Annotated in this window: 25 protein-coding genes; 9 read left to right on the top strand and 16 right to left on the bottom strand. The window is 63.2% G+C overall.

Annotated features, from left to right (window positions below):
- Positions 1 to 47: 47 nt before the first annotated feature.
- Positions 48 to 476: a phage holin family protein gene (locus tag PJL15_RS10335; protein WP_281451056.1), complete on the top strand. Its 429-nt coding sequence runs from the start codon at positions 48 to 50 to the stop codon at positions 474 to 476.
- A 2-nt stretch (positions 477 to 478) separates the two neighbouring features.
- On the opposite strand, the gene PJL15_RS10330 is transcribed toward PJL15_RS10335, so the two are convergent.
- Together PJL15_RS10330 and PJL15_RS10325 are read right to left on the bottom strand one after the other, a co-directional pair.
- Positions 479 to 1,825, bottom strand: a complete 1,347-nt coding sequence (locus tag PJL15_RS10330) for a hypothetical protein (protein WP_281451055.1) — start codon at positions 1,823 to 1,825, stop codon at positions 479 to 481.
- Entirely contained in the window at positions 1,825 to 2,136 is a 312-nt protein-coding gene (locus PJL15_RS10325) for a hypothetical protein (RefSeq protein ID WP_281451054.1), read from the bottom strand. The genes PJL15_RS10330 and PJL15_RS10325 overlap by 1 nt, the downstream gene beginning before the upstream one ends.
- Positions 2,137 to 2,301: 165 nt before the next feature.
- Here PJL15_RS10325 and purB point away from each other — a divergent pair, with 165 nt between their 5' ends.
- The 4 genes from purB (at position 2,302) to PJL15_RS10305 (ending at position 5,932) form a co-directional block, all read left to right on the top strand.
- Positions 2,302 to 3,708: an adenylosuccinate lyase gene (gene purB / locus PJL15_RS10320; protein WP_281451053.1), complete on the top strand. Its 1,407-nt coding sequence runs from the start codon at positions 2,302 to 2,304 to the stop codon at positions 3,706 to 3,708.
- Between the two features lie 425 nt (positions 3,709 to 4,133).
- Positions 4,134 to 4,790, top strand: a complete 657-nt coding sequence (locus PJL15_RS10315; RefSeq protein WP_281451052.1) for a histidine phosphatase family protein — start codon at positions 4,134 to 4,136, stop codon at positions 4,788 to 4,790.
- Positions 4,791 to 4,932: 142 nt separating this feature from the next.
- Positions 4,933 to 5,436, top strand: coding sequence for a GNAT family N-acetyltransferase (locus PJL15_RS10310; protein ID WP_281451051.1), 504 nt, complete (start codon positions 4,933 to 4,935; stop codon positions 5,434 to 5,436).
- A 61-nt stretch (positions 5,437 to 5,497) separates the two neighbouring features.
- Positions 5,498 to 5,932, top strand: coding sequence for an acyl-CoA thioesterase (locus tag PJL15_RS10305; RefSeq protein WP_159706417.1), 435 nt, complete (start codon positions 5,498 to 5,500; stop codon positions 5,930 to 5,932).
- Positions 5,933 to 6,059: 127 nt separating this feature from the next.
- Here the strand turns inward: PJL15_RS10305 and PJL15_RS10300 are convergent, their stop codons facing one another.
- The 5 genes from PJL15_RS10300 to PJL15_RS10280 form a co-directional block, all read right to left on the bottom strand.
- Positions 6,060 to 6,809 (bottom strand): SDR family oxidoreductase, encoded by a 750-nt coding sequence (locus PJL15_RS10300; RefSeq protein WP_281451050.1) that lies wholly within the window; start codon positions 6,807 to 6,809, stop codon positions 6,060 to 6,062.
- A 68-nt stretch (positions 6,810 to 6,877) separates the two neighbouring features.
- Positions 6,878 to 8,218 carry an MFS transporter gene (locus tag PJL15_RS10295; protein ID WP_281451049.1) on the bottom strand — a complete coding sequence of 447 codons (1,341 nt, stop codon included), beginning with the start codon at positions 8,216 to 8,218 and terminating at the stop codon, positions 6,878 to 6,880.
- Between the two features lie 56 nt (positions 8,219 to 8,274).
- Complete coding sequence (locus tag PJL15_RS10290; RefSeq protein WP_281451048.1) at positions 8,275 to 9,288, bottom strand: biotin-dependent carboxyltransferase family protein; 1,014 nt, start codon at positions 9,286 to 9,288, stop codon at positions 8,275 to 8,277.
- On the bottom strand, positions 9,285 to 10,040 hold the full coding sequence (locus PJL15_RS10285) for a 5-oxoprolinase subunit B family protein (RefSeq protein ID WP_281451047.1): 756 nt from the start codon (positions 10,038 to 10,040) through the stop codon (positions 9,285 to 9,287). The genes PJL15_RS10290 and PJL15_RS10285 overlap by 4 nt, the downstream gene beginning before the upstream one ends.
- Position 10,041: 1 nt before the next feature.
- Complete coding sequence (locus tag PJL15_RS10280) at positions 10,042 to 10,830, bottom strand: LamB/YcsF family protein (protein WP_281451046.1); 789 nt, start codon at positions 10,828 to 10,830, stop codon at positions 10,042 to 10,044.
- Between the two features lie 266 nt (positions 10,831 to 11,096).
- Between PJL15_RS10280 and PJL15_RS10275 the strand changes: the two genes are divergently transcribed.
- Both PJL15_RS10275 and PJL15_RS10270 read left to right on the top strand, forming a co-directional pair.
- The gene (locus tag PJL15_RS10275; RefSeq protein WP_281451069.1) at positions 11,097 to 12,050 is read left to right on the top strand and encodes a LysR substrate-binding domain-containing protein; all 954 of its coding nucleotides are present in this window, start codon (positions 11,097 to 11,099) and stop codon (positions 12,048 to 12,050) included.
- Between the two features lie 125 nt (positions 12,051 to 12,175).
- The gene (locus PJL15_RS10270; RefSeq protein ID WP_281451045.1) at positions 12,176 to 12,397 is read left to right on the top strand and encodes a hypothetical protein; all 222 of its coding nucleotides are present in this window, start codon (positions 12,176 to 12,178) and stop codon (positions 12,395 to 12,397) included.
- A 238-nt stretch (positions 12,398 to 12,635) separates the two neighbouring features.
- Here PJL15_RS10270 and PJL15_RS10265 read toward each other — a convergent pair whose 3' ends face one another.
- Together PJL15_RS10265 and PJL15_RS10260 are read right to left on the bottom strand one after the other, a co-directional pair.
- Positions 12,636 to 13,310, bottom strand: coding sequence for a 4-carboxy-4-hydroxy-2-oxoadipate aldolase/oxaloacetate decarboxylase (locus tag PJL15_RS10265; protein ID WP_281451044.1), 675 nt, complete (start codon positions 13,308 to 13,310; stop codon positions 12,636 to 12,638).
- A gap of 23 nt (positions 13,311 to 13,333) precedes the next feature.
- A complete protein-coding gene (locus PJL15_RS10260; protein WP_281451043.1) occupies positions 13,334 to 14,542 on the bottom strand; it encodes an aspartate transaminase in 1,209 nt (402 codons plus the stop codon).
- Between the two features lie 261 nt (positions 14,543 to 14,803).
- Between PJL15_RS10260 and PJL15_RS10255 the strand changes: the two genes are divergently transcribed.
- Both PJL15_RS10255 and PJL15_RS10250 read left to right on the top strand, forming a co-directional pair.
- Entirely contained in the window at positions 14,804 to 15,382 is a 579-nt protein-coding gene (locus tag PJL15_RS10255; protein WP_281451042.1) for a hypothetical protein, read from the top strand.
- A 31-nt stretch (positions 15,383 to 15,413) separates the two neighbouring features.
- A complete protein-coding gene (locus PJL15_RS10250) occupies positions 15,414 to 15,773 on the top strand; it encodes a nuclear transport factor 2 family protein (RefSeq protein WP_281451041.1) in 360 nt (119 codons plus the stop codon).
- Position 15,774: 1 nt separating this feature from the next.
- On the opposite strand, the gene PJL15_RS10245 is transcribed toward PJL15_RS10250, so the two are convergent.
- The 7 genes from PJL15_RS10245 to PJL15_RS10215 all read right to left on the bottom strand — a co-directional run bounded on the left by PJL15_RS10245 (position 15,775) and on the right by PJL15_RS10215 (position 22,814).
- On the bottom strand, positions 15,775 to 16,221 hold the full coding sequence (locus tag PJL15_RS10245) for a hypothetical protein (protein WP_281451040.1): 447 nt from the start codon (positions 16,219 to 16,221) through the stop codon (positions 15,775 to 15,777).
- Positions 16,222 to 16,273: 52 nt separating this feature from the next.
- Positions 16,274 to 17,077 carry an HpcH/HpaI aldolase/citrate lyase family protein gene (locus PJL15_RS10240; protein ID WP_281451039.1) on the bottom strand — a complete coding sequence of 268 codons (804 nt, stop codon included), beginning with the start codon at positions 17,075 to 17,077 and terminating at the stop codon, positions 16,274 to 16,276.
- Positions 17,062 to 17,847, bottom strand: coding sequence for a 2-oxo-hept-4-ene-1,7-dioate hydratase (hpaH, locus tag PJL15_RS10235; RefSeq protein ID WP_281451038.1), 786 nt, complete (start codon positions 17,845 to 17,847; stop codon positions 17,062 to 17,064). The genes PJL15_RS10240 and hpaH overlap by 16 nt, the downstream gene beginning before the upstream one ends.
- 3 nt (positions 17,848 to 17,850) lie before the next feature.
- A complete protein-coding gene (hpaD, locus tag PJL15_RS10230) occupies positions 17,851 to 18,948 on the bottom strand; it encodes a 3,4-dihydroxyphenylacetate 2,3-dioxygenase (protein ID WP_281451037.1) in 1,098 nt (365 codons plus the stop codon).
- Between the two features lie 103 nt (positions 18,949 to 19,051).
- Positions 19,052 to 20,563 carry a 5-carboxymethyl-2-hydroxymuconate semialdehyde dehydrogenase gene (gene hpaE, locus PJL15_RS10225; protein WP_281451036.1) on the bottom strand — a complete coding sequence of 504 codons (1,512 nt, stop codon included), beginning with the start codon at positions 20,561 to 20,563 and terminating at the stop codon, positions 19,052 to 19,054.
- A gap of 84 nt (positions 20,564 to 20,647) precedes the next feature.
- Positions 20,648 to 21,316 (bottom strand): GntR family transcriptional regulator, encoded by a 669-nt coding sequence (locus PJL15_RS10220; protein ID WP_281451035.1) that lies wholly within the window; start codon positions 21,314 to 21,316, stop codon positions 20,648 to 20,650.
- A complete protein-coding gene (locus PJL15_RS10215; protein ID WP_281451034.1) occupies positions 21,309 to 22,814 on the bottom strand; it encodes a fumarylacetoacetate hydrolase family protein in 1,506 nt (501 codons plus the stop codon). The genes PJL15_RS10220 and PJL15_RS10215 overlap by 8 nt, the downstream gene beginning before the upstream one ends.
- Between the last annotated feature and the right edge of the window lie 115 nt (positions 22,815 to 22,929).

Below are 22,929 nucleotides of genomic sequence, written 5' to 3'. Positions count from 1 at the left end.
GCAACGCCGCCCAGCCACGGCACAGGTCAGTGTGGAACCATGGACCCATGGGTTCATTCATCATCCGCGTCCTTATCAACGGCCTGGCTCTCTGGGTTGCTACCTGGCTGCTGCAAGGCATGGACATCACCACCAGTGCCACAGAATCGGCCGCTGCAAACGCAGGACTCACGCAGGGCGCCGACACCGCGGGCATAATTCTGGCGTACCTGTTCATCGGGCTCATTTTCGGTGTAGTGAACGCCTTCGTTCGTCCCCTGGTGAGGCTTCTCTCGCTGCCCGTGACCATCTTGACCCTGGGCCTGTTCACGATCGTGATCAACGCGGCGATGTTGTATCTAACCGCGTGGCTGAGCAGCTTCACGCCCGTACACCTCACTTTGGACTCGTTCTTCTGGACGGCCATCCTGGCCTCGATCATCATCAGCATCATCTCCATGGTGGCCGGGCTCATTCCGGGGGCACGGAAGCGCTAGAATCATCGAGCTCCGGCCGTCGACCTGGAATCGGGAAGGCCCGGACTGGAAAGGCTGCCGCGGCGATCAGGCTCCGCACTCCGGGTGAGCTTGAATCTGGTGACTTTCGCCGCCCCGCCAACCCCGACCACTCCGGCAAACGCCGCTGTGGAAGCAACCAACGACGGATCGCTGCTGGCACTGACCAGTTCGGCTCCCTTGGCATAATTCTCCTGGTCATGACCGGGGCCCAGGCCCGGTCCCTCCCCTTCCGGAGTGCTGACCTCGTTCGTCAGCGTCACCGTAACCCTGTCCTTTGTGTCAGGGTTCATGTGGCCGTCCGTCCCCGGCACCCAGTCCTGCACGTGCTCCAGGTGAAGGGAACCAATACCGGGCTCGGGAACGATACCGCCGACGGGGGCTCCGGCCGTAAGCACGAATTTGAGGTCGAATTCACTGAGGAACGCCTTGTCCTGGCTAAGGTTCATGGCGTGGACACCACCCTGGCTGTGCCCCACCGCCACCACTTGGTCGCCGGCCTCCGCCCCCGCTTCGCGAAGGGCCTCTGCGACTGCGGGGATGACTTCTTCGGAACCAAAGCCGACAGCTTCACCAATTCCCGGGATATCGAAAGGGTTGGTCGAGGGCGTGTCAGGCTGTGTGCCCGGGATCAGGACCATCCAGGAGGACGAACCGTTGTTATCAAATTCGATGACCTCAATCTCGCCGTCGTTCCTGTCGTAGACCTTCTCGAGGCGTCGGAGACTCTCTGCCATCGAAGGCTTAATATCTTCCGCGGTTTCGCTGACCTTCTCTACGTTGACCGCGCGGGGTTGATACCCCGCCAGCACCGGTGAACCAACCACAAAACGCACCAGGTGTGCAGCTTCGAAGCCCGGGTTGATAACCAGGTTGCAGAAGTCCTCCGTGAGGTCCCGTCCCGGGATCAGGTCTTTGCCCAGGCGAGTGAGCTCCTCCAGCCCCGAATCAAAGATATGGAATCTGGAGTTCTGTTCCTCCGTTGTCGCGTAGTCCCGGTGGCTTGCCCGCACGCTGGCACTGACGTCGCCCAGCTCCTCTCGCAAGCGGCCGACATCTTTTCGACTTTCGGCCACGGCGTCGATGGCAAGACAGCCCGAGTCATAGGAGTCGGGGAGGTACGACCCCAGCGCGTCTTGAACGCGACGGGCCTCCTCCTCGATGCCCAACAACTGCCCAACTATGTCATCGAGCTGGTCGGCTCCCCTGGCAAGTTCTTCCAACTGAAAAGAGATGCCACCAACTCCTCCCTGGATACGAAGAATTCCGTCGGGCGGTGGAGGAGAAGGCGTTGGTGCCGCACCGGCGCCCACAGGCGCTGCGTCGGCCATCAGCGTCCCCTTCCGCCCGAGACGGACACATTCTGCGAATGCCTCAGGACCGCTGCGGCCGCCCCATCCAAGCCCTCCCGGGCCCGCATAAGGGCAGAGGCATGAACAGCGACGGTTGTTCGGTATGCGCGGCCGGCCGGTGACTGCCAGTCCTCCAGCTGTATCTTCCGAAGGGAGGCGAGGACGGTGTCCGCCTGGTCGACACAGGCCTTCATGCGCCACGCCAGCCTCTGGACTTCATGGCTTCGTGAGGCGCATTCCAAAGGATCGAACGTGGGCGGGTTGGCTGCAGGCATCAAGCCGAGGCTCATGTGGGCTGTACTCCAGTGGTCGTTCTGTTGATCGGTAGCCAAAACGCTACGGAGGGACAGAGCCGGGCGGAAGCAGCGCCGTCGCGTATGTGGATAACTGGTGGGTATCCACATAGCACCGTCATCGACGCCGGCCCCTGCGCCCGGCATGAAAGAATAGGAACCATGGCTGAATCCCCTCGCGTGTCCCTCGCTTCCGAACCCCTGGCCCTTGGCGCCCTTGATGGCCGTTACCGTGCCGCCGTCGCACCCCTCGTGGACTACTTGTCCGAGGCCGCGCTGAACCGCGATCGCGTTCACGTCGAAGTCGAGTGGCTCATCCACCTGACCAGCCAATCCGTTCTTCCCGGCGCCGGCCCGCTCTCCGCTGAGCAGATTGCGCAGCTCCGGGCCATCGTCACGGAATTCGATGCGTCTTCGGTCAATGAACTCGCCGAGATCGAAGCCGTCACCGTGCACGACGTGAAGGCTGTGGAGTACTACATCGGCCGCCGTTTGCCCGCCATCGGCATCGAGAACCTGACCGCCATGGTCCACTTCGGTTGCACCTCCGAGGACATCAACAACCTTTCCTACGCTGTGGGAATCAAGGGTGCCGTGGAGGATGTCTGGCTGCCGAACGCCACGGCGCTGGTGAAGCAGATCGAGGCCATGGCCGAGGAAAACCGCTCGGTGCCGATGTTGTCCCGCACGCACGGCCAGCCTGCCACTCCCACCACACTCGGCAAGGAACTGGCTGTCATTGCGCACCGCCTGAACCGCCAGCTGGCCCGCATCGCCAAGACCGAGTTCCTCGGCAAGATCAACGGTGCCACGGGTACCTACGCTGCCCACGTCGCCTCCGTCCCGGGCGCTGACTGGGAAGCTGTCGCCAAGTCCTTCGTGGAAGGCCTTGGCCTCACCTGGAACCCGCTCACCACACAGATCGAGAGCCACGACTGGCAGGCTGAGCTGTACGCCGACATCGCACGCTTCAACCGCATCCTGCACAACGTTTGCACGGATATCTGGAGCTACATCTCCATCGGCTACTTCCGCCAGATCCCGGTGGCCGGCGCCACTGGCTCGTCAACCATGCCGCACAAGGTGAACCCGATCCGCTTCGAAAACGCAGAAGCCAACCTGGAGATCTCCAACGGCCTTCTGGACACCCTGGCCGCAACGCTGGTGACATCCCGCTGGCAGCGCGACCTCACGGACTCCTCCTCGCAGCGCAACATCGGCGTGGCCTTCGGTCACTCGCTGCTTGCGATCTCCAACGTGGCCAAGGGCCTTAAAGCACTCGACGTTGCCGAGGAAGTCCTTGCCGGCGACCTCGACACGAACTGGGAAGTTCTCGGCGAAGCCATCCAGATGGTCATGCGCGCCGAGGCCATCGCAGGCGTCGAAGGCATGGAAAACCCCTATGAACGCCTCAAGGACCTCACCCGCGGCCAGCGCGTGGACGGTGCCCGCATGCAGGAATTTGTCCAGGGCCTTGGCCTCTCAGCTGACGCCGAATCACGTCTCCTTGCCCTGACGCCGGGCAAGTACACGGGCATCGCGGACAAGCTGGTTGACCACCTGAAGTAGGCCGCGAGCACGCAAGTCGCTCGACGACGACGACGGCGGGCAGGGCTGGGAGCCTTCGCCCGCCGTCGTGGTTTAACGAGCAGGCAGGGCTGGGAGCCCTCGCCCGCCGTCGTGGTCTAACGAGCAGGCAGGGCTGGGAGCCTTCGCCCGCCGTCGTGGTCTAACGAGCAGGCAGGGCTGGGAGCCTTCGCCCGCCGTCGTGGTCTAACGAGCGGGCAGGGCTGGGAGCCTTCGCCCGCCGTCGTGGTTTAAGTCGTGGTTCAACAGGTAAGGGTCAAGGCTCAGCGCGTTCAGGACACGGCGTGTCGGGCTGTTTCCGAACCACTGCGGCTGATTGGCTGGAACCACCCAAGGGAACGCAATCCCAAGGGAACCCAAACCCGAACAAACGCAGACCCGGAAAACTATGTGAGGAGCGGAGCGCCATGAAGCTCCTGTTGATCAGGCACGGACAAACCCCGGGCAACGTCGCGGGCCAGCTGGACACCGCGTTCCCCGGCCCAGGGCTGACCGAGCTCGGTGAGCGCCAGGCTGCTGCCCTTCCGGAAGCCTTGGCGGACGAAGCCATCGAGGCCCTCTATACCTCCACTCTGTTGCGCACCCAGCGCACTGTGCTACCGCTGGCGAAAGCCACAGGCCTGCAGCCACGCATTCTGGACGGCGTTCACGAAATCGAAGCCGGCAGCCTGGAAATGAAGACAGATCACGAGTCGCACCTGCGCTACATGGGTACCGTCTTCGCGTGGACGGACGGCGACCTTGATGTGCGCATGCCCGGGGCGTACAACGGACATGACTTCTTCGCCCGCTTCGACGCCTCGGTGGAGGAAGTGGTGGCCGCTGGACATCAGACGGCCGTGATAGTGAGCCACGGAGCGGCGATCCGCTGCTGGGCAGGGCGCAGGGCCTCAGACATCGACACCGCATTCGCCCAGACACATCAGCTGCCCAACACTGGCATCGTGGCCCTTGAAGGCGACCTGGAAAAGGGCTGGAAGGTGCTGCACTGGGACCAGCTCCCTGTTGGCGGCATGGCCCTGGCAGACCAAACCGCGGAGGACCCCACCGGCGAGGCCCTCTAGAAGACGCATGCGGCGACGACGCGAAACACGAACCGCCAGCATTTCTCTCGACGCTTACGCGCAGGAAACACCACGGTAACCCCGGCTCCCTAGGCTTGATACGCATAGACACCTCCCCGAAACCCGGCGAATCGAGGCATAGATGCAAACCAACCCACGGCTCAACATCCGACAGGTCACGTGGGCCAACCCCGTTGGCGCCGATCTTCGAGCCGCGCAGCAGGCAGAACTGGATTCCCGTTTCGGAAGCACTGACCACGAACCCGGGCCTCCGCCTTCGGAAGCTGACACCGCGGTCTTTGTGGTTGCGTACGAGAAATGTTCGGGCCAACCGCTCGGTTGCGGCGGCCTGCGGATGCTGGATGAAAACACGGCGGAGATCAAACGGCTTTACGTGGTGCCGTATGCCCGGGGCTCGGGAGTTGCCAGCTCGATCCTTGCTGCGCTGGAAGCCCAGGCCCACTCACACGGTTTCAGTGTGATCGCCGCAGAGGCAGGTTCGGCCCAGTCGGATGGCCGGAGTTTCTATGAGAGTGCGGGGTTTGCCGCCGTGCCCAACTTTGGTCCCTACGTGGGCGTCGACGAATCGTTTTGCTACTCCAAGCGCCTGGATTCGCACAGTGCCTCGCACACCGCAATGGCCTAAGCCGCGTGAACTGCGGCACAACATGCAGCGGGTAGTTGCGGCGGTTCGATAATCTCGGCTTATGGAAAAAGCAGACATCACCTTTCGCACCCGTAAATGGGTGCGGCCCGAGGACCTTAACGCCAATGGCACGCTCTTCGGCGGTAGCCTGCTGAAGTGGATCGACGAAGAGGCCGCGATCTACGCCATCCTGCAGTTGGGTAACGGCCGCGCGGTCACCAAGTACATTTCCGAAATCAACTTCGTGAGCTCAGCCGTGCAGGGCGACCTGATTGAAATGGGCCTGACTGCCAAGCGTTTCGGCCGCACCTCCCTGACCATGCGCGCAGAGGTCCGGAACATGATCACCCGGCAGGCCATCCTGACCATTGAGGAGATCGTATTCGTCAACCTCGGCGCCGATGGGCGCCCGCAGCCGCACGGCTACACGGAAATTACGTACGACCGCGACCGGATTCCCACACACCACCTCACGGAAACGCTCGACGAAGACTAAACCACCCGCCGTCTTAAACGGGTGCTGGCGGCCGCGAATTCGCGGCCGCCAGCTTGTTTTTCCGGCAACGGGAGTGAGTGCCGCCGGAACCTAGGGGGTGCTGACGAAAGTCAGCGCCTGACGAAAGTCAGCGCCTGTCGAACGTCAGCCCGCCGGGCACCTGGAACGTCGGCATGAGTTCGAGCATGCCCACGTTGACGTGGCGCGGGGTTTCAATGGCGTAGTCCAGGGCGTTCACGATGTCGTCGGTTGTCAGCGACTCGTAGCCCTCGTAGTAGGTCTGCCAGGCTTCTTCCATGGCCTCGGGCGTGCCGCCCATGTTGCGGCCGAAGATCTCGGTTTCCACGCGGCCGGGGCAGATTTCCGTGACGCGGATGCGCTTGCCCACGGTGTCGTTGCGGAGCTGGCGGGAAATCTGGTGAACGGCGGCCTTTGTGGCGTGATAAACCGTATGGCCGTAGAAGTTGTAGACACCGGCGATCGAGCTGATGTTGATGACATGGCCAAGGTCGCGCTCAACCATGCCCGGCAGCACCAGGCGGGTGAGCTGAAGCAGGCCGCGGAGGTTCACGTCCACCAGTTCGTCAATGTCCTCTTCGGACGAGTCGAGGATGTTGCCCGGCCGGGAAACTCCGGCACAGTTCACCAGCACGTCCACCTTGAGGTCCTGCACGACGGCGGCCAGTGCGGCCGTGTCGGTCAGGTCCACCACGTGCGGGACTGCTCCGGTCCGGTCGGCCAGTTCAGCGAGGCGTTCCTCATTGCGGGCCACGGCGTGGACGGTCAGGCCGCGCTTGGCCAAACGCTCGGCGATGGCTGCGCCCATCCCGGTTGAGGCTCCGGTGACGAGGGCGGTGGTGTAGTCAGAAAAGGACATTGGTTCTCCAAAAAGGTGGAAGCGGGGCGGGCGCTGCTCCGGGGAACAGCACCCGCCGTGGGAAGTTGCTAGGCGTCGCGGAGCGGTTCGTGTGCGCGGTCCTTGACCGTGCTGACCGCGATGAGCGTGCCGAGGGCGGTGATCACTGCGTAGAAGGCCGGCATGTAGATGTTGCCGGTGCTGCTGATCAGCCAGGTCATGAGCAGCGGAGCAGTTCCGCCGAAGAGCGCCGAGGAGATGTTGTAGCCAAGGCCGTAAGCGGAGTAACGGACACGGGTGGGGAACAGTTCGACGATCAGGATGTGGATGACGGCGGTGTGCCCGGCGAACACGATGGCCATGATGCAGGCGCCGAGGATGGCCAAGCCCATTTCGCCGGTGGCGATGAGGGCGTAGGACGGGATGCCCAGGACAGCCATGGCGATCGCGGAACCGGCAATGACCTTCTTGCGGCCGATGCGGTCCGAGAGGGCGCCCATGAACGGAATGGCGATGCAGATGACAACCAAGGAGCAGGCGGTAACGAGGAGGGCCTCACCGATGGTGAAGTTGAGCTGCTTACCCTTGAGGAACGTGGGCATGTAGGAGAAGAGGACGTAGTAACCGGAACCGTTCATCAGCGGGATGAAGAGGGCCAGGAGCATGGCACGGCGGTGTTCCTTGGACTGGAAGGCTTCCTTGAGCGGGTTCTTGGAAAGACCGCCCTCTTCCTTCAGCTTCTCGAAGTTGGGGGTATCGCTGATGGCCTTGCGGATGTACCAGCCGATAATGCCCATGGGGATGGCAACCAGGAACGGAATGCGCCACGCGAACGAGCCGAAGCCGCCGCCGTCGATCGCTGCCTGGGTGAGCCACGGCGACATGGAGTAAGCAACCAAAGTACCGGTGAGCAGCGCTGCGAACGAGGCAATCTGGGCGTAGGAGGTGATGATGCCGCGCTTGCCTTCGGGGGCGTGCTCAGCGAGGAAAGTCATGGCGCCGGCAGCTTCGCCGCCGACCGAGAAGCCCTGAAGGAGCCGCAGCAGAACCAGGAGGATGGGAGCAGCGATGCCAATGGCCGCATACGAGGGCAGGAGCCCGATGCCGGCGGTGGCGACGCTGATCAGGAGGATGACAAAGACCAGTAGCTTTTGCCTGCCGATTCGGTCCCCGAGGTAACCGCAGACAACTGCGCCCAGCGGTCGGACGAAGAAGGAGACCGCGTAGCCGGCGAACACGAAGAGCAGTGCGTTGTCCGGATTTCCGGGGGCCAGGAAGACGAGGGCCAGCGTTCCAGCCATGAAGGCGAAAATGCCGTTGTCGTACAGTTCCACGAAGATGCCAACACAACCTGCGGTGACAACCTTGCGGGTTTGGCGGCCCGTGAGCCGCTCATGCTGCGCTGGCGCAGCGTTGGTGCTTGCGGTCATGACTTTTCCTTACTGGGATGAGCGTAGCAACGCCTACTGGTATGACGACAGGGGTTTTAGCTGCATGCCGCAACTGGTAGGTCCTGCCACTGGGGACGGCATCCGATGCCGAGGAGTCCGAAGACGGTGTTGACGGATTCGCGGAGGGTTTCGAGTTGGGCCCGCGAGCGCCTGTGGGCGGCAGTTGCTTCTGCCACTGTGGTTTTCCGAAAACGGACTTTGTCCCCTGGCCGCGCTTGGGCCAGGACATCCAGTCCGGTGCTGGTGACCACTGCCAACACGGGATACCCGGCGGTGACGCCGCGTCCCCGGTGCAGTACCAGCAGCTCTTCCCTTGAGGGAACCTCGACGGCGCCCACTGGCACGCCGCGGGAGAGAACTTCGCTGTTTGAGGTTCTTTCCGGAAGTTCTCCGCCGAGCCGCAGGCCGATGTGGTTGCTGCGGCCGCTGACGACGTACTCCGAGGTGAAGAGCAGGTCACCGGATTCGCCAAATTCGGCGACGTCCGGTCCGTCGGTCACATCGACCAACAGATCTGTTCCCATGCTGGGCCGTTCGAGGCCCAGCCGGAAAAGTGGAAGGTCGAAGTACGGCTGGCGTACCGGTCCCACGCTTGTGCGGGAACGAAGCGTGGTTCCTTCCCTGAGCTGGAGCCCGAAGCCCACTACCGTGTCCGGGGCCGCGCTGCCGAGCAGGTTGTCTGCTTCGACGGAGCCATGGATGGCCAGGTAGGCGCGCAGGCCGCTGTGGATTCCCCGGATGGATACCGTTTCGCCTGCACGCACAGAGACTGGTTCCCATTGGCTGGCGGGACGCCCTCCGACGGTGAGGGTTAGTGGTGCTCCGGTGACTGCGATCAGGATGTCTTCAGTGGCTTTCATCCTGAAATCCAGGGCAGTGATTTCCACCAGGGGATCGTTGTCCGGGTTTCCGGCCAGGATGTTCGCGGCGCGGGCTGAATACTGGTCGAGGGCGCCATTGACGGGGAGTCCGAAACGGGGGCCACGGGTCCGGCCAAGATCGGTCACCACGGAGTTGCCTGGCTGCTGGATCAGGATGTCGCCGTTCATGGCTGTGGCTCCAGTTCCAGTCCCGAGGGGAGTTCCAAGGGAGCCAATTCCAGGCCCACAAAGTCGCCGAACTCCTGTGCGGGGATCTGGCGGAACCGCAAGATGTCGCCGGGCTTGTAGGGAACCAGGGGTTCGCGGCGGATGTTCAAGACCGACAACGGAGTCTGGCCGATAACGCACCATCCGCCAGGAGCAACGGCTGGCGCGATCACTGCCTGGCGGCCGGCAACAGCCACGGCACCAGCAGGCACACTCAAACGAGGGTCCTTCAAACGCGGGACGGGCTTGGGAAAGGCCGGACCGTCCATCATGGGCGAGCCTGCCGGTGCGCCCAGGCAGCGGACGGTGTAGGTCTTTTCGGTGTGCAGGCGAACGACCTCGTCAACTGGGATGCCCTGGTACTCGGCTACCTTCTCCAAGTCCGGGCCGTATTCGCCTCCGTACACCACGGGGACATCGAATTCGCGGGGAGCGTTGGCAGGTGCGCCGGCATGGCTTAGCTCAAGAAGTCCCAGCTTGACGAACGCCCGCATCTGACGGGCAGAAACAAGGACGGGATCGAACTCAACCAGGACAGAGTCGTAGGTAGGAACTGCGCCGTGAAGACCCTCGGCACCGCAGCTTTCCAACCAGGCGGCCAGGCCATGCACGGTGCGCCAGTTCTGCTCGCTGGCACCGGAGATCGCCACCACGCGCAGTGCTGAGTCTCCGGACTCATAAATCTCCGTGGGAGCGGCTGTGGATAGAGACATGTCAGGCCGCCTTCCTCTTGGCATCCATGACCTCGGCGAGCGGGGCAACCGTGACACCGGCCGAGACGAGTTCGGACCGGATCAGGCGCGCCAGGTCGACAGCTCCAGGGTTGTCACCGTGGAGAAGAAGAGTGTCAACGGAGATCTCCATGTCCACGCCGTTGGCGCAGCGGAGTTTACCCTCGGTCACCATACGCAGGGTCCGCTCAACGATTTCTGCGGAATCGTGCAGGACTGCCCCGGGCTGGCTGCGCGGAACCAGCGTGCCATCCTCTTGGTAGGCGCGATCGATGATGCCCACGATCGCAACATCCAGGCCTTCGCTGCGCGCGGCTGTGGCCAGTGCGCCTTCCTGGGCCACCACGATCAGCTCGTTGTCCACACGGGCGGCTGCCTCGGCAACAGCGTTGGCGTAGTCGGCACGGACGGCAACAAGGTTGCCCAGCCGGCCGTGCGGTGCGATATGCGTGACCTTGGTGCCGTGGAAGGCGGCGAAACCGTTCAGGGCGCCCAGTTGGTAAAGGACATCGTTCCGGACTTCGTCGGCGGTAAGGCCCATGTCGCGACGGCCGAAGCCACGGAGGTCCGGAAAGCTCGGGTGAGCCCCAATGCCTACTCCGCGGCGAACACATTCAGCAACTGTGGTGGCCATAATGTCGGGATCACCTGCGTGGAAACCACACGCGATATTGGCACTTGTCACGATCTCCAGGAGTTGGGAATCGTCGCCAATGGTGTAGGCGCCAAATCCCTCTCCGAGATCCGCTACAAGATCAATCATCGGGTTCACGTGGTTCTCTTTCCGTGGTTTTACGGTGGAATTCAATTCCGGGGAAATGGCGGCTATTGGCGGAATCCCAAAGGTTTGCCTGAAGTTCTTTCCAAAAGTCTCGCACCGTTCAACCACGTGGCACAAAGACCTATTAGCTATCCCGTAATAGCTCTCCGTTATGACCTGCGCCACCCTGTACTGTGGCAGGGATCGCAACACCGCCCCCGGCTACAATCTCCTTATACATGCCACCCGGGGACGTGGCTCTCCAGGAAGGCAGCAGCATGGACACCCGCAAGCTCTCATACTTCGTCCAGATCGTTGATTCGGGGAGCATCACCAAGGCCGCCGCAGCACTCCACGTTGCGCAACCCGCACTCAGCCAGCAGGTTTCTGCCTTGGAAACCGACCTCAAGCAGCGGCTCCTGATCCGCAGCAAGCAAGGCGTAGAGCCCACCGCCGCAGGGCACACTCTGTACCGCCATGCGCAGTCGATCCTCCGCCTTGTTGAACAGGCCAGGCAGGACGTGGCCAGCTCGGGAGCAGCACCCTCCGGCAGGGTTTCCATCGCCATTGCCCCCTACAGCATGGCCTCCAGCCTGACACCCCGGATCATCAGTGAAGTGGGCCGACGCTACCCGGACATCGTGGTCCACCTGACCGAGATTTTCGGCGGCGTGCTGAGCGAGGCCATCAAGAATGGCCGGCTGGACATGGCGCTGATCTACGAACCCGGGAAGATCCGCGGGGTGCAATTCACCACCATGATCGTGGAAGACCTCCACTTGGTGGTGCACCCTGACGTCGACCTTGGCCAGGGCACAGGCGGGAAGGACACTGTGACACTCGCCGAAGCGAGCACGGTGGGACTCTTCCTTCCGGAGAAGAACCACACGCTGCGCCAGTTGATCGAGAAGGGCCTCGCCGATCAGGAACTTCCCCTCAAACTGGTGGGCGAGGTTGAGTCGGTGCCGTCCCTGACGAGGCTCATCAGCGCGAACCTCGGCGGCACCGTGCTGCCCAAATCCGCTGCCGATGCGTTATTCCCGGACCAGGACTTCAAGGTGCTGCGGATCGTGGAGCCCGGGCTGCAAAGCAAGATCGCCCTGTGCACGCCTGACCACGAACCGCTGTCCGAGGCTGCCTCGGCCGTGCTCCTGGTGGTCAAGGAGATGCTGCATCAACAGCTGATCTCGAAGTACGGGACCGACCCCGTGCAGCTACCCGCCCATCCATAACAAAGCCTTATCCGGACAGACAGCTTTGGTCTTATTCAAGACCGTTTTTATTTCCTAATATCGAATTAGCAGGAAATTCGAAAAAAGCTCACGGACCCCCGCGGGCCAGTTCAAAGGAAATAGCGGTGAAAAAGATCAGCACAGCCGGATGGATTTCAAATCCAACCCGCGGAACCATGAGCGCACGAACCGGATTCCACTGCCCTCGGAATGGTTTCTGGCGCCCCACGGGCGGCATCGGCGAACCATTGTTCGTTTTCGAAGGCAGCCTGATGCCCACCCACGGTGGCAACAGCATCGAATGGCACCTCGTGGATACCCGTCCGGGACACTCGGGCCTCGACTGACCCAACCAACTCGACTGACCCGCCAAGCCGGCCACCCGCCGTCGTGCGCTAAACCAAAAGTTGTAGCCCCCTAAGGCGCCCTGCCCCGCAGACCCAACAGTCCGGGCAAGGCGCCTTTACCGTGCCTGAAAAGCCCCGCCCAAAAGTCACCAAAGAACAAAAGTCACCAAAGCCGCCGCGCGCCAAAAGGCCGGCCACCACAGTGACCGGCCCTGGCTGCGTGATTGGTCCGCGGTGGTCAGTCTTCGACCAGCAGGCCCTTCTCCTTGAGCTTCTCGGTGAGGCCGCAAAGCTCGATGGTGTTGCCGCCGTCGTGGTAGAGCTTGATGAGTTCGCGCTCGTGGTCGTCACGGGCCTGGGACAGTGCGATGACTTCCTCAGCCTCTTCGCGGCGAACCACGACGACGCCGTCAGCGTCACCGCGGAGGATGTCGCCGGGGTAGATGATCTCGTCGCCGAAGACGATCGGGTGGTTGATCGGGCCGAGGGTTTCCTTGACCGTGCCCTTGATGCTGACGCTGCCGGAGAAGACGGGCAGGCCGAGTTCGATCAGGTCCTGGGTATCGCGCACGCCGGAATCGGTGACCATGGCAGCGATGCCCTTGGCCTTCATGGCGTTGCCCAAGACATCGCCGAACGTGCCGGCCTCAGCCATTTCCTGCGCACCGACCAGGACGACGTCGCCGGGCTGGGCGTAGTGGATGGCGACCTGGAGCATGAGGTTGTCCTGAGGTGCACAGGCTACCGTGACGGCCGGGCCACAGAATGACATGGAGCGGTCGATCGGCTTGATCTTCGAGCTCAGCGCGCCGCGGCGGCCTTGGGCTTCGTGGATCGTGGCGGAGGAAAAGGCAGCGAGGCGGCTGACGACATCAGCGTCGGGGCGCTCAAACTTGGTCTTGACGTGGATCATGGTGCGTTCCTTAAAGTTGGGGTTCAGTTGAGGGCGTTGACGGCATCGCGGATCGAGTCCACGCCGGCGTTGATGGTCTCCAGCGAAGTGGCAAAGGAGATCCGGAAGTACGGGCCCAAGCCATAGGCCGAGCCCTGGATGACGGCCACGCGGGCGGCGTCGAGCAGGTAAAGCGTGAAGTCCTGGTCGTTTTCAATGACGCGGCCATCGGGCGTTGCCTTGCCGATGACGCCGGAGCAGTTCACGTAGGCGTAGAACGCGCCTTCGGCTGGAGCCACGGACAGTCCGTTGATGGAGTTCAAACCCTCGACGGCGGCATCCCGGCGTTTGCGGTACACCTCCACAGAGTCGCGGACGAAGGACTGGTCACCGTTGAGGGCAGCCGCCGCTGCGGCCTGGCTGATGGAGGAAGGGCACGACGACGTCTGCGACTGCAGCTTGTTCATGGCAGCGATCAACGGCGCCGGCCCCACACCGTAGCCAAGCCGCCAGCCAGTCATGGCGTAGGCCTTGGAGACCCCATTGACCAACAGGATGCGGTCCTTGAGCGCCGGCACGGCCGTGACCAGGCTTGTCACACGTCCTTCACCGAAGTAGACCTCGTCGTAGATCTCGTCCGTAAGGACAAAAACGTGTGGGTTTTCCTCGAGGACCGCCCCAAGTGCTTGCAGTTCCTCCCGGGAGTACACGGCTCCGGTTGGATTGGACGGAGCGTTCAGGATCAGCCACTTGGTCTTGGGGGTGATGGCTTGCTTCAGGGCATCCGGTGTGAGCTTGAAGCCTGTTTCTTCGCCGCATGCGACGATCACGGGGGTGCCGTCGTTGGCCAGGACCATGTCCGGATAAGACACCCAATACGGGGCGGGGACGATCACTTCATCGCCCGCGTTGAGGGACGCCATCAGGGCCACGTACAGGACCTGCTTCGCGCCGCCACCAATGGTGAGCTGGTTGCTCCCGTAGCGATGTCCGGCGTCCCGCTCCACCTTGTCCAGGATGGCGGCCTGGAGCTCTGGAGTGCCGGTGACCGAGGTGTACTTGGTCTGGCCGTCACTGATGGCTGCGACTGCTGCTTCTTTGATGTGGTCGGGGGTGTCGAAGTCCGGCTCGCCGACGGTGAGGTCGATGATCTGGACGCCTTCGGCTTTCAGTTCGCGGACGCGGGCGGCCGCGGCGACGCTGGCTGAGGCCTCGATGCGGGTAACCCTCGACGCCGGCAGGAACTCGGACATGTCTCCTCCAGGAATGTGGAACTCAGGACGCGCGGATTCGCGGATCCCTTTGTTCGAGACTAGGTACTGAAGGGGTGCTCTGGATAAGACCTAATGTGCGTGGATCTATAAGGGGGTCTTATGACAGTCCCGCTACTTCTTCCATGCATTTTGCTTATGGGCCAACGCTGTATTGGTATTTCCTTGCTTGGCTGAATCCTGCCTAGATTCAAGGGGTCGGAAGGCCCGCGAAGCGCCTGTTCCGTAATCGAAAGGTGGCTCATGCCGGCCCAAAGCAGGTCAACCAACGGGCGGTACTCGTACCGCGCCAAGGCCCTACGAACTCAACATCCAGGAGCCCAACATCCAGCGGAAACTCCAGCGCAAAATCCAGCGCAAACGGAACACACCAGGCTCGCACGTGCCCTGGGCGTACACCGGCAACTCCTGAGCCAGGCCGCCAGCGCCATCCGCGATCTTGCCGCCGCCAGGAACGAGTTGATTGCCCAGGCCGTGGAGGACGGCCTGCCACCGGCCACCATTTCCGCTGCCACCGGGGAGAACCTTCGCACCGTCCGAACCCTCGCTTTGGCTTATGACGACCTCCAACCGAGTGGCCTCCCGCGCAATTCCCAATTGGCCTTGCTGCAGCACAGGAGTGAAGAACTCAGGCGTGCCGGGAATTCCCGGGACCGGATCATGGAGCGTCGCGAAGAACTGATCGTGTTGGCCCTCCGGAACCAGGTCTGCGACGACCTCGAGCTCGCCTCACTGACCGGGCTCACCCCGGACCACATCCGGCGCGCAACCCGCGGCGGAACGCGGCGCGCAACCCGCCCGGGAACGCGGGGCGGCCGTTGAACCCTGCAGCGGCGCGGGGTAGAACGGGTACATGACCAACGACGTGAACTCCTGGATGGACAACTACGAACGCGCGTGGACCTCGAACGAGCCCGACGACATCCGGGCGCTCTTCACCGAGGACGCCGTCTACTACGACAAACCCAACACGGAGAATCCGTGGAATGGCCATGAGGAAATCGTTCAGCACTGGTCCGGAGATTCGGCCGATCAACCGGAAGACTGGACCTTTGAGTGGACACTCCTGGGCCAGGACGGCGACGCTGCCTTCGTCCAAGGCGTCACAACGTACCTGAACGGCCAGCCCACCTATGACAATCTGTGGGTCATCCGGTTCGCCGAAGACGGTCGCGCCCGGGAATTCACTGAGTGGTACATGGCGCGCAAGTAGCTTAGTAGGGGCTGGGTTCGCTGATCAGGACGTTGTCGTGGATCTTGGTCAGTCCTTGAAACTCCGGGCGGTTGGTATCCACGCCGTCGTTAATCAAGGTCGCCTCTGAACGGTCCGCGCCTGAGACAGTGACGATCCGTTCGCTTGTGCCTGGCCCTGAACATCCCGCCCTCCAGCGTTCCGGGAGTCCGACGGGCACCACAAACAGGCAATAGGCTCCGCCCGTCTTGCTCTTGGCCACGTAATACTTCACGTCGTCATGGGTAGCCACCAAACGGGCCGATCCGGGCTCGACCTCAAGATCCACGCCGCTAAGGCCCACTGAGTCCGGTAATTTGTCCTCCGCCGTCGCCTCCCGGTTCAGCACTCTTGGCCCTGCCTGCGTCGAACAGCCAGCGAGCCCCAGCGCGGCAACCAGGACCAAAACAACTGCAGCACGACACTTCATCAGCTCTGCCCCCTCAGGCGTTGATTGCATCGAGCCTAGCCCATCCCGCGGCTCAGTAGCTGTCGCGCTCCACCACTTCGGGCGTGGGGATGAACGTCTTGGCAAACCTCTCCGACTCCCGGGCCAGCACCGCGACATCGGCGCCGACCAGCACAAAGGAGGCACCGGCGTCGAGGTAGGCCCGTGCGGTGGATTCATTGAAGGCGTTCACGCCGGCCGGCTTACCCGCCGCTTTCGCGGCTTCAAGGCAATGCTCGACGACGGCCCTCACCAAGGGATTCTCCTGCTGTCCCAGCAGGCCCATGGAGGCGGCGAGGTCCGAGGGGCCGAGGAAGATGCCGTCCACGCCGTCGACGGCCAGGATCTCCTCAACGGCGGACGCAGCTGCCTCGGATTCGATCTGCACCGTGAGGCTGATGGATTCCGAGGCGGTAGCCAAGTAGTCCGGGATCCTGTTCCAGCGGGAGGCCCGGGCCAGCGCGGAGCCAACACCACGGACACCGTGCGGCGGATACCTGACAGCGGCCACTGCGGCGGCGGCCTCGAAAGCCGAGTTCACCATGGGAATCAGCAGGTTCTGCACTCCAAGATCCAGGTATTGCTTGATGACCACGGTGCCGTTGACCGGCGGGCGCACCATGACCTGCAAGGGGTAGCCGCTCACTGCATGGAGCTGGGCGAGGATGGATTCCAGGCCGTTCGGACTATGCTCGGCGTCGATCAGCAACCAGTCCAGCCCCGATCCGGCGCAGATTTCCGCGACGAGCGGACTGCTGGAGCAGACCCACATGCCGGCCAGCGGGCGTCCCGCCTCAGCGAGGGCCGAATAGAAGGTGGAGCTCAGCTGAAGTGGCATGTCACGACTCCCAAGGGTCCGTAGTCCGCGTGGACGGTATCACCTTTGTACACCCACAAGGGCCGGGTAAACGAGCCCGCGAGGATGATATCTCCGGCCTTCATGGAGTCCCCGTGCGCGGCGATTTTGTTGGCCAGCCAGTGCACCCCGTTGGCCGGGTGGTCGAGCACGCCGGCGGCCACTCCGGTCTCCTCCACGGTCTGGTTTTTGTAGAGGATGGCGGAGACCCAGCGGAGGTCGACGGCGTCGGGCCGCACCGGGCGGCCACCCACCACCATGGCGCCCATCGCCGCGTTGTCCGAGATGGTGTCCACGATGGTCCGGCCCTCCATTTCGATCCTGGAGTCCAGGATCTCGAGGGCCGGAACCACGTAGTCGGTGGCGTTGAGGACATCGAAAATGGTGCAGCCTGGCCCCTTCAGCGCGTCTTTAAGGACAAAGGCCAACTCCACCTCCACCCGGGGGTGCGTGTACTGGTCCCATTCCACGGAGCAGCCGGTTTCGAGGACCATGTCATCGAAAATCGCGCCGTAATCCGGCTCCGTGATGCCCGTGGCGGCCTGCATGGCTTTGGACGTGAGGCCGATCTTGCGCCCCACCAACGTGCGCCCGGCTTCCTCGTTCCTTTGGCGCCACAACTGCTGCACGGCGTAGGAATCCTCCACCGTCATTTCCGGGTAGCGGGCGGTCAGGCGCGGCACCGGTTTGCGGTTGCGGTTTGCCTCCAGGAGTTCGTCGGCTATGGCTTCGATCGTCTTCGCGTCCATCATGGCTTAGACCTGCGCCCCCAGTTTGAAGCCTTCGGCGGCCTCGCCGGTTGCCTTGTCGGGGCGGGTGTAGGAGAAGCCGTCGGCGCCAACGGTGACGGCCATTTCTGACTTGTCTTCGCGTTCGATCACGGGCTGGGGGTTGCCGTCGAGGTCCAGGACCAAGGAGGCTTCGGTGTACCAGGACGGGACTACGGGGTTGCCCCACCAGTCGCGGCGCTGGTTGTCGTGGACGTCCCAGGTGACGGTGGGGTTGTCCGGATCGCCGGTGTAGTAGTCCTGCGTGTAGATCTCCACGCGGTGGCCGTCCGGGTCCAGGATGTAGAGGTAGAACGCGTTGGACACGCCGTGTCGTCCGGGACCGCGTTCGATCCGGTCGCTGATCCGCAGGGCGCCCATCTTGTCGCAGATCTGGATGATGTTGTGCTTCTCGTGGGTGGAGAACGCGATGTGGTGCAGGCGCGGACCGTTGCCGCCGGTCAGGGCTGTGTCGTGCACGGTCTGCTTGCGGTGCATCCACGCGGCGTACGTGACGCCGTCGGAATCCTTGATGTCTTCCGAGACGCGGAAGCCGAGGTCCTCCAGGTACTTGCGTCCGCGGGGGACGTCCGGGGTGACTTGGTTGAAGTGGTCCAGGCGGACCAGTTCACCGGCGGAGTAGAGGTCGTAGCGCTGGGTGAGGCGTTCGACGTGCTCGACGTCGTAGAAGAACTCGTACGGGAAGCCCAGCGGGTCTTCCACACGGACGGAGTCGCCCACGCCCTTGGTGAAGCCTTCCTTGCGGCGCTCCACCCGGCAGCCGAGTTCGCGGTAGTAGGCCTCGGCGGCGTCGACTTCGGCGGGGGACTTCACCCGGTAGGCGAAGGCGGCTGCTGCGGCCACCGGGCCCTTGCGGAGGACCAGGTTGTGGTGGATGAACTCCTCGAAGGAGCGCAGGTAGATGGTGTTCTCGTCTTCTTCGGTCACGTGCAGGCCCAGGAGGTCCACGTAGAACGCGCGGGACTTTTCCAAGTCAGTGACCACGAGTTCGAGGTAGGCGCAGCGAACAATGTCCGGGGCGGGGACCGTGGGGGTGGGGATGGGGCCGGTAAACGTGTTGCTCATGGGATTCTCTCTTCGTTGAAAGGTTGGTGTGGGAACCCAACTGGGTGACAGCACCTGCTCCAATGAGGGCTCAGTGGAACGTTTGCTGTTACTTAGTTGGGTACTAGGCGCCGAATTTGGGGGTGTGCACGGAGCCGAGGGTGATGTGGACGGCTTGTTGGTCGGTGTAGAAGTCGATGGAGCGGTAGCCGCCCTCGTGGCCCAGGCCGGAAGCCTTGACGCCGCCGAACGGGGTACGGAGGTCGCGGACGTTGTGGCTGTTGAGCCACACCATGCCGGCCTCGACGTTTTGGGAGAAGTTGTGGGCCCGGGTCAGGTTCTGGGTCCAGATGTAGGCCGCCAGGCCGTACTTGGTGTTGTTCGCCAAGGCGAGGGCCTCGTCGTCGTTCTCGAAGGGCGTGATGGCCACGACGGGACCGAAGATTTCCTCCTGGAAGATCCGCGCGTCAGGCGCGACGTCGGCAAACACCGTGGGTGCGATGTAGTTGCCTTCGGGCAGGTGGTCGGGTCGGCCGCCGCCGGCCAGGAGCCTGCCCTCGGACTTGCCGATCTCCACGTACGACGCCACCTTCTGGTAGTGCTCGGGGTGGACGAGTGCTCCAACCTGGGTCTTGGGATCGTGGGGATCGCCCACCACGATGTTCTTGGCGCGGGCGGCGTACTTTTCGCAGAATTCGTCGTAGATGGCGCGTTCAACCAAGATGCGGGAGCCGGCGGTGCAGCGTTCGCCGTTGAGCGAGAACACACCGAACAGTGCCGAGTCGATCGCGGCATCCAGGTCGGCATCGGCGAACACCACGCACGGCGACTTGCCTCCGAGTTCCATGGAGAGGCCCTTGAGGTTGGCGGCGGCGTTGCGGAAGATCGTCTGGCCGGTGGTGGTCTCGCCAGTGAAGGAAATCAGCGGCACGTCCGGGTGCTTCACCAGTGCATCGCCGGCTTCCTCACCCAGGCCGTTGACCAGGTTGAACACGCCGTCAGGCAGGCCGGCATCCTTGAAGATCGTCGCCCACAGGGACGCGGACAGAGGCGTGAACTCGGCCGGCTTCAGCACCACGGTGTTGCCGGTAGCCAGCGCCGGTGCGAGCTTCCAGGACTCCAGCATGAACGGCGTGTTCCACGGGGTAATCAAACCGGCGACGCCGATCGGCTTGCGGTTCACGTAGTTGATCTGCGAGCCCGGGACCTTCATGGCGTCGTCGAACTGGGCCACGATCAGGTCCGCGAAGAAGCGGAAGTTCTCGGCAGCGCGCAGCGCCTGGCCCTTGGCCTGGGTGATCGGCAGGCCGGTATCGAACGTCTCGAGCTCGGCGAGGCGCGCTTCCTGCGCCTCAACGGCGTCGGCGATCTTGTTCAGGACGCGTGCACGTTCGCGCGGCTTCATCTTCGGCCACGGACCGTTCACGAACGCTTCGCGGGCGGCAGCGACGGCGAGGTCGATGTCCTCCTTCTGCCCGGCGGCGGCCGTGGCGTAATTGCCATTGGATACCGGGTCCAGGACGTCAAAGGTCTTGCCTGACACCGAGTCAACGAATTCGCCGTTGATGAAGTGCTGGATGTGCGTGGGCAGTTTCTCGGGGATGTAATGCTTGCTGGTTTCTACTGAGGTCGTCATCGTTGTCTTCCTTTTCTTCCAACGCGGGGTCACTTATGGCCCATTAGAGGTGGTTTTATGGGCCATAAGTGACCCCGCGTTGCTTTAGTTGGTGGTGGCGAGGTACGCGTCCAAGGTGGCGGCGCGGTGTTGGCGGGCTGCTTTTTCGATGGTGTCGGCATCCGCTGCGGACTCGATGAGCTGGAGCAAGGCCTCGTGTTCACGCACGGATTCCTGGGCGCGGCCGGGGACGAAGCGGAACGTGGACGAGCGCAGGGACGCCAGCCGGTTCCAGCCACGGTGGACCAGGTCCAGGATGTGCGGATTGGGGCAGTGTTCAAAGAGGACGCTGTGGAAGTCCTGGTTCAGTGCGGTGAAGCGGACGGGGTCGAAGTGTTCCAGGCATTCACGCATTTCCTGGTTCACGGCCCGTGCCCGGGCGATCGTGGCGGGATCGATGAGCGGAGCGGACAACGCGGTGGCCGCACCCTCCACGATGCTCAGGGTCTGCATGGTGTAGAGGTATTCGGTGGGGTCGATCCCGGCAACTGTGGCGCCGACGTTGCGTTCGAACTTCACGAGCCCTTCGGCTTCCAGGCGGCGGATCGCTTCGCGCACCGGGACAACGCTGAACCCGAGGTCCTCGGCGATTTTCGCGAGCACCAGCCGGTAGCCAGGCGTGTACGTCCCCTCGATGATCCGGGCCTTCACCGCGGCATAGGCCTGCTGGGACTTGCTTTCGGTCGCGGCGCTCTCGACGGCGGTTTCAGTCACCGTGGGCTCCTTCCGGGGTTTGCTGGGCGGACCACTCGGCGTACCGGGCCTGCCAGTCCTTGTTCATCGGGTACAGGCCATCCACGCTGTTGCCTTCCTGGACCATCTGGAAGATAAAGACTTCTTCCTTTTCCTGCGCGATGCAGTCATCCACGAGTTCCTCGGCGATGGCCGGCGGGATGACCAGGATCCCGTCGGAATCGGCCACGATGATGTCGCCTGGCTGGACCGTTGCGCCGCCGCACGCGATGGTGATGTCTGTATCCCACGGAATGTGGCGCCGTCCGAGCACGGCCGGGTGTGGGTTCGCGAAGTACGTGGGCATTTCCAGGTCGGCTACGGCCGAGTAGTCCCGGACGCCGCCGTCGGTAATGATCGCAGCGGCACCACGGACCTGCGCACGCAGCGCCAGGATGTCCCCCACGGTGCCCGTGCCCTTTTCGCCGCGGGCTTCCATGACCAGGATTTCGCCCTCGTTCACCGAATCGATGGCACGTTTCTGGGCGTTGAACCCGCCGCCGTAAGTCTTGAAGAGGTCCTCGCGGTTGGGCACGTAGCGCAGAGTGCGGGCCAGGCCCACCACTTTCCGGTCTGGGCGGGTTGCCTGCAGGCCGTCGATGCTCACGTTATTCAACCCGCGCTTGCGCAACTGGGAAGACAACGTAGCGGTAGCCACCGACTCCAGCTTGGCCTTCAACTTCGGCGTCAGGACCGAAGCCGCGGGAGCCAGGCCCGCAGCCTCGCGGGAACCGTAAGCCTCTTCGCGCTGCGTGTCATCGGCCTTGGGCCGGGCACCAAAGTCCGCGAACGGCGTCGTGCCTTCCGTTACCTTGGTGGTCAGGCGGCCGCTGCTGAAGCCACCGCCGGTGACCTCAATCTCGACGACGTCGCCCGGCTTGGCCACGGAGGCGCCGGCGGGGGTGCCGGTGAGGATGATGTCGCCCTCTTCCAGGGTGAGCAGCTGGGAGAGGTCAGCGACCAGCTGCGCGAAGGGGAAGAGCAGGTCTTCAGTGGTGTCGTCCTGGACGAGTTCACCGTTGTGCCAGGTAAGGATCCTCAACTGTGCCGGGTCGACGGCGTCGGCCGGGATCAGCGCCGGGCCAACCGGAGTGAAGCCGTCACCGCCCTTGGACCGGACGTTGGAACCCTTGTCCGCATAGCGGAGATCGTAAACGCCGAGGTCGTTCGACGCCGTGACCCATTCAACGTGGCTCCAGGCGTCCTCAAGTCCCACGCGACGGGCCGACTTGCCGATCACCAGCGCAATCTCGCCCTCGTAACCGAGCAGCTCGCAACCGGCAGGACGCTCCACAGTGCCAGGAGCGTCGGCAGATCCCAGGGCCAGGGACGATGAGGGCTTCAGAAAATACGACGGCTGCGCAGGGGTGCGTCCGCGCTGCGCAGCACGGCTGGGGTAGTTGATGTGGACCGCAATCACCTTGCGGGTCCGGGCCAGCATGTCCTGGCTGACTTCCTGGGTCCGGAACTCCAGTGTCACGGCGCCTCCTCCTGTAAAACCGACCGATATCTGATCTTCACAGCTATCGAGTACGAAATCGTATACGAAAACTATGACCGGTAAAGGACGTCCCGTCAACCCCCTCCCCAGCATC

Origin of the sequence: Paenarthrobacter nitroguajacolicus, from assembly GCF_029952445.1 — a bacterium.
Taxonomy (GTDB): domain Bacteria; phylum Actinomycetota; class Actinomycetes; order Actinomycetales; family Micrococcaceae; genus Arthrobacter; species Arthrobacter nitroguajacolicus_B.
Note: the sequence above shows the minus strand (reverse complement) of the source record. Positions and strands in the feature narration are given on the sequence as shown.